Consider the following 10,966-nt stretch of genomic DNA (forward strand, 5'->3'; position numbering starts at 1 on the left):
TTGGTTTAAATTTTTGAAATGAAAAGATGGATTACCTTAAGTATGGTGATGCTATTTGTATTGCCATGCCCGGAGCTAACTTTTGCTTCCGCTAAAAAGAAGAAAAAAGCCACCACGGAGGTGAAGAAAGAACCCGTGAAGCGGCAGAGTAAGTATGACAAGCTGGTGAAGAATAAGCTGTGCGTGACGGCACGGGGCAATTTTGTTACCTTGCATAAGGTGGACGGGAAACTTTATTTCGAGATTCCCGCGAAGTACCTGAACCGGGAAATGTTGTTGGCATCGACGATTTCTGAGGCGAGTGACAATAACCTGTGCGCTATCGGGTACAAACCGAAACCGCCTATGCATATCAAGTTCACGAAGACTGATAGCACGATATTCATGAGAGAGGTGAACGTGACTGCCACCTGTAACGAGAACGAGGGACACATGAAAACCGTGATGGAGCGGAGTTTCATGGACCCGATTATCAACTCGTTCAAGATTTATTGCTACACGAACGATAGTTCTGCTTTTCTGGTCGATATGACCTCCCTGTTCACGGGGAACGTGGAGAAGTTGGCGCCGATAGCCAATTCGGGGGGAACGGTGGAGATCACGGCGGCGTTTAATAGTTCCGGGTCTATTCTGGATGATATTAAAGCGTTTGACGATAACGTGACGGTGAAATCATACCTTTCTTATTCCGTGACGGCGAAGATGTTGGGTATACTTTTATTGAAAAGGAACGAGCCGTTGACGGTGAAGGCTACGCGCACGCTGTTGTTGTTGCCGGAGGAGAAGATGCATCCCCGTGTCAGCGATTCCCGCGTGGGGGTGTTCCTGACGAATGCGAAACAGCATATCTCGACCGATCAGGATAAGATTCAGGCCTATACTCTGGCTACCCGTTGGAAGTTGGAACCCAAGGATATGGAAGCCTACAAACGAGGCGAGTTGGTGGAACCCGTGAAACCGATCGTGTATTATCTGGACGATGCTTTCCCGGAAGCGTGGAAGGAGCCGATGCGTCGGGGTACTTTGCGTTGGAATAAGGCTTTCGAGAAGATCGGGTTCAAGAACGCGGTACAAGTGTTGGATTTCCCGAAGGACGACCCGAATTTCGATCCTGATAACTTGAAGTATTCCTGCATCCGTTACGTGCCGGCAGCAATATCCAATGCCATGGGACCCTCGTGGACAGACCCGAGAACCGGGGAAATTATCAACGCGTCCGTGATTATTTTCAATGACGTGGCGAAGCTCGTGAACCAATGGCGTTTTTTGCAGACTTCACAAGTGGATGAATCCGTGAGAGGGAAGAAGCTACCGGATAACGTGTTGGCGGAATCTTTGGAGTATATTATCGCTCACGAGATTGGGCATACGCTTGGTTTGATGCATAATATGGCTGCTTCGGCCGCCTATCCCGTGGACTCGTTGCGGTCGGCAACTTTCACTCGAAAGTATGGCACGACTCCCTCTATCATGGACTACGCCCGCTTTAATTACGTGGCGCAGCCGGGAGATAAAGGGGTGAAATTGACTCCGCCCGATCTAGGAGTGTATGACGAGTACGTGATTAAATGGTTGTACACGCCACTACCGGGACTTAGCCCGAAAGAGGAGGCAGCCGTGTTGGAGAGTTGGATAGACGAGAAAGCGGGCGATCCGTTGTACCGCTATGGGAAACAGCAGGTGATAGAGCGTTATGACCCGAGTGCTATCGAGGAAGATTTGGGGAATGACCCGATTAAGGCGGGGGAGTACGGGATACGGAATCTGAAATATATTTTGTTACACTTGAACGAGTGGATTCAGGATGATGCGGACGGCGCTTACAAGGAGCAGATGTATAACGAGTTGGGGAACCAGTATTATCGTTATTTGCGCAATGTGATGTATAACGTGGGTGGTATTTACCTGTCGGAAGTGAAGGCGGGAACACCGGGTAAGACGTACCAATCCGTGCCGAGAGAGGTGCAACGGAAATCTTTCTTGTGGGTGTTGAATCAATTGAAGAATAGTGATTGGCTGCACAACGAAACGTTGACCGACCAGTTCTCGTTGCGGGTTGCCTTGCCCCCGATCGTGCGCTATTACACTGGAACCGAGTTGTTGGGATGTTACAAGAACGTGATGCTTTCCGCCCATGTATCCAAGAATCCCTACACGATGAAAGATTATTTTGACGATATGTACACCCAAGTTTGGGAAAGTGCTATTAAGAACCGGAAGCCGACCGAAGGGGAGAAGATCTTGCAACGTTTGTCGATAGACCAGTCTGCCGACGTGATCACGAAGAAGTCAAAATTGGTGAAAGTGTTGACTGATGAGGATGTGCCTGCCGTGGGGAACGAGGCGTATATGCCTTCCGTGGATGAAATTGTCACTTACGGTCTGGACGAATCCGGTTTGGTGAGCGTGTTCCGGGATGAATTGCGGGAGATAGAACGCGAACGGGGACGCGGCTTCGTGGCGAAACAAATGGCTCTTAATTCTTTCAAGTACGGCTACGGGTGGCAATACCGCGTGAATACCCGCACTATCGATGATTCCAAAACCCGTTTCCACGCTTACGCTATTCGGGTGAAGAATCTGTTGAACAGTAAATTGTCTTCGGCAGATACCGAAACGAAGGCACACTACCAAGCGATGCTTTACACGTTGGATGAGGCGTTGAAAGCGTTGAATGAGAAATGAGTCTATAAGGTCCGTAAGGTCCATAAGGTCTATAAGGTCACGGGTGTCCTTCGGACCAGATTAATCGGCAGCAAAGCTGCCGTGAACAAAGCGCCCCGCGGGGGTCCATGAACTTTCGACCTTATGGACTTTACGGACCTTATGGACCAATTAACAACCTAAATATGTTGAATATGAAAATGAATCTGTCTTTGAAATCCGGTGACAAGCTGCGGCGAATGTTTAAGGTTTGCCTGTCGCTTTGTTGCATTCTTCTATTCAGTTTTTCCGGTTTCTGTGATTCGTTGTCCCGGAAATACGACGAGAAGACACCTCTGAATCTGAAATTCGAGAAAGCCACGATGTTGCAGGTGCTGAATACGTTGAAGAAGGAAACCTCGTTGGATTTTGTTTACAACCACGAGGAAATTAAGGGAATCCCTTTGATCACAAGAGAATTTAAAAATGCCACTATCCGGGAAGTTCTTGATTATTGTTTGAAAGATACACCATACACCTATTCATTTGTCAATGACGTGGTGGTGATCAAAAAGCGTCAGGAAACCAAAACCGTGGAAAAGATCACGATCACGGGAGAGGTAAAAGACGAGGAAGGAACCCCGCTCGCCGGAGCCACGGTACTGTTGAAAGGTACGACTTTGGGGGTGGCTACCGATGTGGATGGAAAGTACAAGTTGGAAATCCCCGTTCAGAAAGAAATGGTGTTGATTTTCAATTTTATCGGTATGTCGAGCCAGACTTTCACGATCACGAAATCACAAGAGTTGAACGTGGTGATGAAAGAGGACACGAAGGTGTTGGAAGACGTGGTAGTCACGGGGTATTACACGCAGTCGAAGAACGCGTATACCGGTGAAATCACGACCGTGAAGGGGGAGGATTTGTTGAAAGTGTCTTCAACCAACGTGATACAGGCTTTGGCTGCCTTGACTCCGGGGTTGAGAATCATGGAGAATAACGAGCAAGGCTCAAACCCGAATGCTATCCCCGAGATCTTGATTCGGGGTGCCAATTCTATCATGACGGAGAATCAAGCGGACGTGAATACCCCTTTGATAATGCTCGATGGGGTGGAAATCTCGATAGAAGAGTTGTATGACTTGGATATTCATGATATAGAGAGAATAGACGTGTTGAAGGATGCTTCTGCCGCGGTATTGTACGGGGAGAAGGCATCCAACGGTGTGATTCTGGTAGAGCGTTCACGGGTAAAAGGAACGAAGCCCCGGTTCAGTTATAATTTTACACCCAATTTCAGTTATCCCGATTTAACTTCCTTGCGATTGACTAATGCAACACAGAAGTTGGAATTGGAACGCCTTGCCGGGTTGTACGATAACGTGGATGGTAGTCTTGATCCGGCTTATTATTATAAATTGGATAACGTGCGGCGGGGGGTAGACACGGATTGGCCTTCCAAACCTTTGCGCTGGGCTTTCTCGCACAATCATTCGGTGAATCTGTCCGGTAGGGGCAACGGGATCGAGTACAAGGCGAACGGGAGTTTCGGAGATTCTTACGGTGTGATGAAAGGGGATAACCGTAGAAGATACGGGTTGAATTTCACTTTCGCTTATCATTTGAGCGATAAGTTGACTTTCACGTATCGTTTCGCTTTTTCGATGACGGATAGTAAAGCGAGTCCTTACGGGGATTTCTCCACGTACACGAAATTGAACCCGTATAACCCGGTATATGATGAGGACGGGGAATATATCAAACTTTATTATTTTGATCCGTTGTCCGGTAGTTCTTCAGATTCTAAGAATCAAGGCAATCCGTTGTATAACGCAACTCTATCCAGTTTTAACAAGGGGAGAAGTAAGTCGTTCACGAATTATTTGAGTATGCGTTGGGATATTTTCAAGTCTTTCTTTATCACGGGAGATATGAATGTGAAGATGACGGAGTCGTGGAGCAAAGTGTACGTGTCGCCGGATGATTCTTCATTCGAGGGGGCTACCTTGAACAAGCGGGGAACCTATTCTTTCACGAATAACGAGGGAACCAGTTGGGCGGGCAAGTTCGTGTTGAATTATCGTTTGCCCTTGAATAAAGACGGTAACACGGTGTTATCTTTGAACGCGGGTGCTGATATCGGTATTAACAATTCTTCATCAATCACGACGAAAGCGGAAGGATTTCTGAAAGACGGGATGACGGATATTAAATTTGCATCGCAGTATGCCAGTACTCGTCCCTCGGGAGGTGATAAGAAATCCACGGAGGTAGGTTTTTTCGTGAATGGTAGTTTCGAGTTGTTGGGACGTTATTTTTTGAACGGTTCTTATAAGTCTGCCGGCTCATCAAAGTTCGGAAGCGAACATCGTTTTGCCCCGGTATGGACGGCGGGTATCGGTTGGAACGTGGATAAAGAGAATTTCATGAGTAATGTCAGTTGGTTGAATATGCTACGTTTACGTTTCAGCGTGGGTTCCACGGCTAACGTGACCTTCTCGCCCTATCAAGCGATGACGACTTACGAGTATAAGACCGATTTGATACATTACGCGGGAATCGGTGCCGTGCCTATCACGATGGGAAACCCGAATTTGAATTGGCAGCTCACGACGAAATATAATTGGGGTTTGAGTGCGACGTTGTTGAACGAGCGTGTGAATATTGATGCCAGTTACTACAAGAACAAGACGAAGGATGCTTTGATGCCGATCTCTTTACCGTGGTCGGTGGGTGTGTCTTCGGTGCAGGTAAATATGGGTAAGCTGGAAAATTCTGGATACGAGTTTTCAATATCGGGACAAATCATAAGACAAAAGGATTTGTATTGGATGGTTACCGTGAACGGTTCGCACACGATGGATAAATTGACAAACGTGTCCACGGCATTGAAGGCTTACGAGGTAACCCAGTCTTTGGGGGCACGTCCTTCTCTGAGATTTGAAGAGGGAGGTTCACAATTCGCTATCTATGCCATGCGGTCGGCAGGTATTGATCCGGCTTCCGGAAAAGAAGTTTTTATCACCAAAAACGGGGAATATACTTTGGATTATGATACGGATGAACGGGTAGAAGTGGGCAACACGAATCCTATTCTCGAGGGAAGTATATTTACCAGCCTTACTTACAAGGGGTTCACGTTGAATATCACGACGGGGTACAAGTTCGGGGGAGATGCCTATAATAGTACGCTTGCCGATAAGGTGGAAAATATTAACCCTTGGGAGAATGTGGATCGCCGGGCTTTTACCGACAGGTGGAAGGAACCGGGTGATTTGAAACGTTTTTTGGGAATTCCGGAAAGCAAAAGTGATGCTCAACGTTATTCGGCACGTTTCGTGGAACGTGATAATTTATTCGAGATCAAGAGTATTTCTCTTACTTACGAGTTTAAACCGGAATGGTTGAAGCGGATCGGTGTCAAGCGTTTGAACGTGGGTTTCGGGATGAGCGATATCGCGCGTTTCTCTTCCATGAAGTTGGAAAGAGGAACTTCCTATCCTTTCGAGAGGAGTTTTAATATCACGTTTAGACCGACTTTTTAGCAAACTGTAAATAGAAAAGAGTATGAAAAAGATAATAATTCTACTGTGTATATCGTTTTCCTTCTGCTGTTGTGACAGTTTTCTGGATGTGAATCCGGATTCGGAAGTGATTAATGGCGATATGTTCAACTCGGCAGACGGGGTTGAAGATGCTCTCTACGGTGTGTACATGACGATGGTAACCAAGGATATGTACGGTCGGTTGATGTCGAATATGATACCGGAGATATTGGGACAGAATTTCGTTTCCACCTATTCGTATCTGCCTTATCTGGGGCGTTTGGAGTATGACCGGAGTGAAACTCGGGGAATGTACAAGAGTATTTGGAAAACGGGATACTTGACGATTAGCTACTTGAATAATATTATCGAGAATCTGGAAGGAAAGAGCGAGAAGGATTTCCGTTATTATGATTTATACATGGGCGAGGCTTTGGGATTGAGGGCTGCTATTCATTTCGATTTGTTGCGGTTCTTTGCCGTGCATATCAATTCCTCGAACGAGTCGGCGAAAGCGAAAGCTATCCCGTATGTAACGGAATATGATTTCAAAGTAACGCCTTATTCTTCCGTGGCGGATGTTTACGGGAAGATTATTGCCGATTTGGAGAAGGCGGAAACTTTGTTGGCGGATGACGAAACGTATATGCCTGCCAATAGGGTCGGGAGCGAGAAAGGTTTTACCGGGGCACGGGTATTGCATTTTAATCTTTACGCGGCACAGGCTATGTTGGCTCGGGTGTACTGGATGAAAGGTGATTTGGCAAAAGCCAAAACGTATGCCGATAAGGTGATTCGTTCCAATAAATTCCGTTTTGCCAATAAGACGAACTTGAGTAGCTTCATGCAGAAAACAATTTCTTTGGACGAAACGATTTGGGGATTGTATAATGCTGAAATATATTCCGACTGGTACACGCAACATATCAATCGGCAAGGATTGGGAGAGTTGTGTGACGGTTTCGCGGATATTTATAAAGATGCGGGTCCCGCGCCGGGGAGCGATTACCGCTATTCGGCTTGGTTCGAAACTTACGAGAAGAGTGGGGTTAGTAGGGATATATGCGTGAAAATGATGGGACGGGTATCCGATACGACTTCTACAACCACGAGTTATGGCGGTGGGCCTTACTTGGGAACCAGTATGGTGAGAATCCCCGAAATGTATTATATTATGGCAGAGGCTTTGTTGGACGAGGGGGATGTAACGGGTGCAACGTGGTATTTGGATACGGTGCTCAGCGCCCGCGGAATGGTGAAGTTCGAGAATCGTACACCTGCTGTTGAGATCACGTTGGATGATATCATGGCGGAAAGAAGAAAAGAGTTGTTCGGGGAAGGACAATGGTGGTTCTGCTTGAAACGATTGAACAGTTCGGTAAGATTGGCGACTTCTTCGGCCGTGATTCCCGGTAGCGATAAAATTTATGCTTTGCCGTTACCGACAGAGGAAGAAGATTATCGCCCTAATGAATAACTATTAAAGTGAGTCGTTATGAAAAATAAATATTTGATATATATCGGAATAGTCCTTTTCTCGGGAATATGGGCTTGCAGTAACGATGCTGTTTATTATGACGCAAACCAGAAAAGGTCGATTTATTTCACGTGGGATAGATTGCATGCAGTCGAGAAGACGGCTAATGATACAGTGTTTTTCAGTTTTGCCTTGTACAACGAGTCGGAAATCGAGTACAAGATTCCGGTAAAGGTGATCGGGATGCCGATGAACGAGGAACAGGAGTACGAGGTGGAAATGGTGGCGGACTCTTCGACGGCCGTGTTGGATAAGCACTTTAAATTTGGCAAGTTGGTTATCCCCAAGAATGAAGTGGATGGGGAATTGTCGCTCGTGTTGGAACGTACGGATGATATCATGGATAGTCCTGTGTATATTTACTTGCGGTTTAAGGAAAACGAAAACTTCCAACCGATAGCCAAGAATTTTTATCGATTGGCTGTTGTGGACGGGGCATTGCCTGCTCCCCAGTGGTGGGCTGCCAATTATTTAGGTGTTTACGCGCAGAATAACGACAGGTTGTACCGGAAGATGCTGGAATATTTCTGGCAGTTGGAGGAGTTGAAACCGGTTTTCTATGCAGATGCGGTGAAGGAATACGGGCTTTACTTGGAGGATGCTCCAGCCGGATTTTACCAAAGGGCGGGTAATATAATCTGGATCAATTACGTGTTCAAACCGGCTTATGATTTTTATAGTGATCCGGCGAATACTTACGAGGGGTTTGCTATGGTAAATCCGGATAGGTTTATTCGGTAGTAAAGAAATTAAAAAGAATATGTTATGAAAACAAAATCTTATATAGTTCTGTTATTCTGTATCATGGCAGGAATGTATTCCTGTTATGATGACGACTCAACTTTGGGGAGGAATAATGTATCGAAGGTTTCTATTTCGGCGGCTTACGACACGCTTACCACTTATTTCGGGGAAGAGTTAGTGGTAAATCACGTGAAGGTGGAACAGTCGGGAGAGGAGTTGCCGTTGACTTACGAATGGGCATACGGGGAGTTGAATATGTCGAGTGGAGCTTTAAAGCCTTATCCGATCAAAGACACGCTTCATGTTGTGTCGACAGAGTTGGAATTGAATTATGCTTTCCGGAAATTGGGTACGTTCGGTTTAAGGTTGAAAGTGGATAACGGTGAAACAACCGAATTTAAGTATTTCGTGTTACAGATTGACACGGAATATGCCGAGGGGATCACGATGCTTAGTAAGAATAGCGAGGGAAAAGGTCGGCTTTCGTTCATGAAAACCTTGACAAGAGAGGAGATTAGCGCGGGGAAGGAGCCTTATTTCCAAGATGATATTATGGAGGTTTGTAACCCGGATATGGAATTAAAGAACGTGACCGACATGATACAGCATGACGGACGCTTGATGATTAGTTCCGGTAGTGATGCGAGAATATATAATATGGATTCCAGAACTTTCGGTATCGAGATGGCAAGTTCCTTTGCCGCAAGATTCCCGAATGCCGCTCTTCAGCAATTTATTGGAATTTCGAGTCAGGATAATATGCACGTGTATTCTTCCGACGGAAGGGCTTATGTTTATGAAACGATGCTGGATGAATTACTCGTGTTGGATGCTTTTGCGGATTTGGATGTTGATGCGGGGATTCCCTATAATAAACCTGTGTTCGTGAATTATGAGAATTCGACGTATTACATAGCTAGTACATCAAAGTATATTGTAACGAGTGGAAGTAATTTTGCGGATTTGGATATTATACAGACTTGCTTTATCGGTACGAACTTGTATATATTTGCCACACGGAAAGATGATCCTTCCAAGGTATATATCGGTCGTACAACTTCAAGTAGTTTTGGTAAACCAACGGCTGCCAATATGAAAGAATACACGGCTATGGGAGAGATATGTATGGATCGTAATTCCATATTGGTAGGAGTAAAACCCCATACTTGTGTATATTACACGTATAAGAATGCGATTTATAGATATAAACCTTACGAGGAGTTACCCACGCAACCTGTTATAACGGTGCCGGATGGAATGGAAATAAAGACTCTTTCTTTGGATCCTGACCACGGTTATCTTTATGTCGGTGTGTACGAGAAAAATAGTACTGAAACCTTGAAAGGCAGTCTTTATATTTATGACACGGAAAATAGTCGCTTGGTGGAAATGCACAAGAATATAGGGGATGAACCCGTGACTGTGATTTATAAAGAGAGAGTGTAGGAGATTTTGGATTTAATGATTTTAGATTTAAGATTCCTGTAATCTGATTTAAGTATTCCGGCTCTTTCTCTGTTTGTTGAGGAGGGGTTGGAATATTTTCTAATGACAAGGAGTACATGTTGAAAAGAAGCCGTGTGAGCGAATCATTAAACCTTCGTTAAAAGAGAGTGCAAAAAAACTAACACGACTAAAACAATATACAGTGTTAAAATATTGATTGTAAACTATTAAATATCTCTTTAGTTATTTGAAAAAGATTTGGATTTTTACTATATTTGGATATCAATAATCGAACGTTTATTAATACATAAGTAAATTTGTATGTTGATGAAACAAAAAGCGTTGTATGATGGTTTTGTGAAAGGTGACGAGAAAGCCTTGGAGATATTGTATGATCAATATTTTGCCACGTTGGGGGTTTACGCGAGTCGTTTCTTGCGTGAAGAGGATATGTGTGTGGATGTCGTGCACGAGAGTTTTATAAAAACTTGGGAGAAACGCGGGCAGTTTACTTCTTTTCAGGCGATTATCGGGTTTTTGTATACTTGTGTCCGAAACGCTTGTTTGAACGAGTTGCGGCATTTGGATATAAAAAACAAAGCATTATTACAGCAAGCTTCTGTTTGTGATATTGAAAATGAGATTATTGAAAATGAAGTGAAACGGATTATTTGGGCGGAGATAGCCAGATTATCCGGTGATTATCGTGATATTATGGCCATGAGTCTGGAAGGGTATTCCACGAAAGAGATATCCGAAGAATTGAATCTTTCCGAGCAGACGATTAAAAATAAAAAGGGGGAAGCTTTAAAGCAACTTCGTAAGAATATGGGCCCCTATCAATGGTGTTTGCGCTGTTTTTTCTAGTCTTTTTGCTATGTCCGGGTAGCAAATTACGAAAAAAGTTTCCCTACCCTTAGTTTTCCTCAATAAATAATTTTTTGCCTTCTTTTTGTTGGTGAAATTGCAATTTCTTTTGCCGTCTTTTCCTGATGCAGTAAGTCAATGAAATAATTTGTCAGGGGAATTGACGGTTCTTAATTATTCTATT

6 protein-coding genes are annotated in these 10,966 nt (G+C 44.7%); all 6 read left to right on the top strand.

The window, feature by feature from the left end; all coding sequences use genetic code 11:
* Nucleotides 1-18 precede the first annotated feature (18 nt).
* The 6 genes from ACK8P8_RS02515 (at nt 19) to ACK8P8_RS02540 (ending at nt 10,782) form a co-directional block, all read left to right on the top strand.
* Nucleotides 19-2,685 (top strand): zinc-dependent metalloprotease, encoded by a 2,667-nt coding sequence (locus ACK8P8_RS02515; protein ID WP_255469471.1) that lies wholly within the window; start codon nt 19-21, stop codon nt 2,683-2,685.
* Between the two features lie 173 nt (nt 2,686-2,858).
* On the top strand, nt 2,859-6,188 hold the full coding sequence (locus ACK8P8_RS02520; protein WP_255469470.1) for a SusC/RagA family TonB-linked outer membrane protein: 3,330 nt from the start codon (nt 2,859-2,861) through the stop codon (nt 6,186-6,188).
* A gap of 22 nt (nt 6,189-6,210) precedes the next feature.
* Complete coding sequence (locus tag ACK8P8_RS02525) at nt 6,211-7,665, top strand: RagB/SusD family nutrient uptake outer membrane protein (protein WP_099292624.1); 1,455 nt, start codon at nt 6,211-6,213, stop codon at nt 7,663-7,665.
* An 18-nt stretch (nt 7,666-7,683) separates the two neighbouring features.
* Nucleotides 7,684-8,466: a DUF4843 domain-containing protein gene (locus tag ACK8P8_RS02530; RefSeq protein WP_099292623.1), complete on the top strand. Its 783-nt coding sequence runs from the start codon at nt 7,684-7,686 to the stop codon at nt 8,464-8,466.
* A 24-nt stretch (nt 8,467-8,490) separates the two neighbouring features.
* Nucleotides 8,491-9,915, top strand: coding sequence for a hypothetical protein (locus ACK8P8_RS02535; RefSeq protein ID WP_186975596.1), 1,425 nt, complete (start codon nt 8,491-8,493; stop codon nt 9,913-9,915).
* Between the two features lie 327 nt (nt 9,916-10,242).
* Nucleotides 10,243-10,782 carry a sigma-70 family RNA polymerase sigma factor gene (locus tag ACK8P8_RS02540; RefSeq protein WP_186975595.1) on the top strand — a complete coding sequence of 180 codons (540 nt, stop codon included), beginning with the start codon at nt 10,243-10,245 and terminating at the stop codon, nt 10,780-10,782.
* The last annotated feature ends 184 nt before the right edge of the window (nt 10,783-10,966 follow it).

It is taken from the genome of Butyricimonas muris (assembly GCF_046365375.1).
GTDB lineage: Bacteria > Bacteroidota > Bacteroidia > Bacteroidales > Marinifilaceae > Butyricimonas > Butyricimonas muris.

Coding starts and splice junctions, on each gene's coding strand:
- ACK8P8_RS02515 (WP_255469471.1), top strand. CDS start 19: ATGAAAAGATGGATTACCTTAAGTATGGTGATGCTATTTGTATTGCCA.
- ACK8P8_RS02520 (WP_255469470.1), top strand. CDS start 2,859: ATGAAAATGAATCTGTCTTTGAAATCCGGTGACAAGCTGCGGCGAATG.
- ACK8P8_RS02525 (WP_099292624.1), top strand. CDS start 6,211: ATGAAAAAGATAATAATTCTACTGTGTATATCGTTTTCCTTCTGCTGT.
- ACK8P8_RS02530 (WP_099292623.1), top strand. CDS start 7,684: ATGAAAAATAAATATTTGATATATATCGGAATAGTCCTTTTCTCGGGA.
- ACK8P8_RS02535 (WP_186975596.1), top strand. CDS start 8,491: ATGAAAACAAAATCTTATATAGTTCTGTTATTCTGTATCATGGCAGGA.
- ACK8P8_RS02540 (WP_186975595.1), top strand. CDS start 10,243: ATGAAACAAAAAGCGTTGTATGATGGTTTTGTGAAAGGTGACGAGAAA.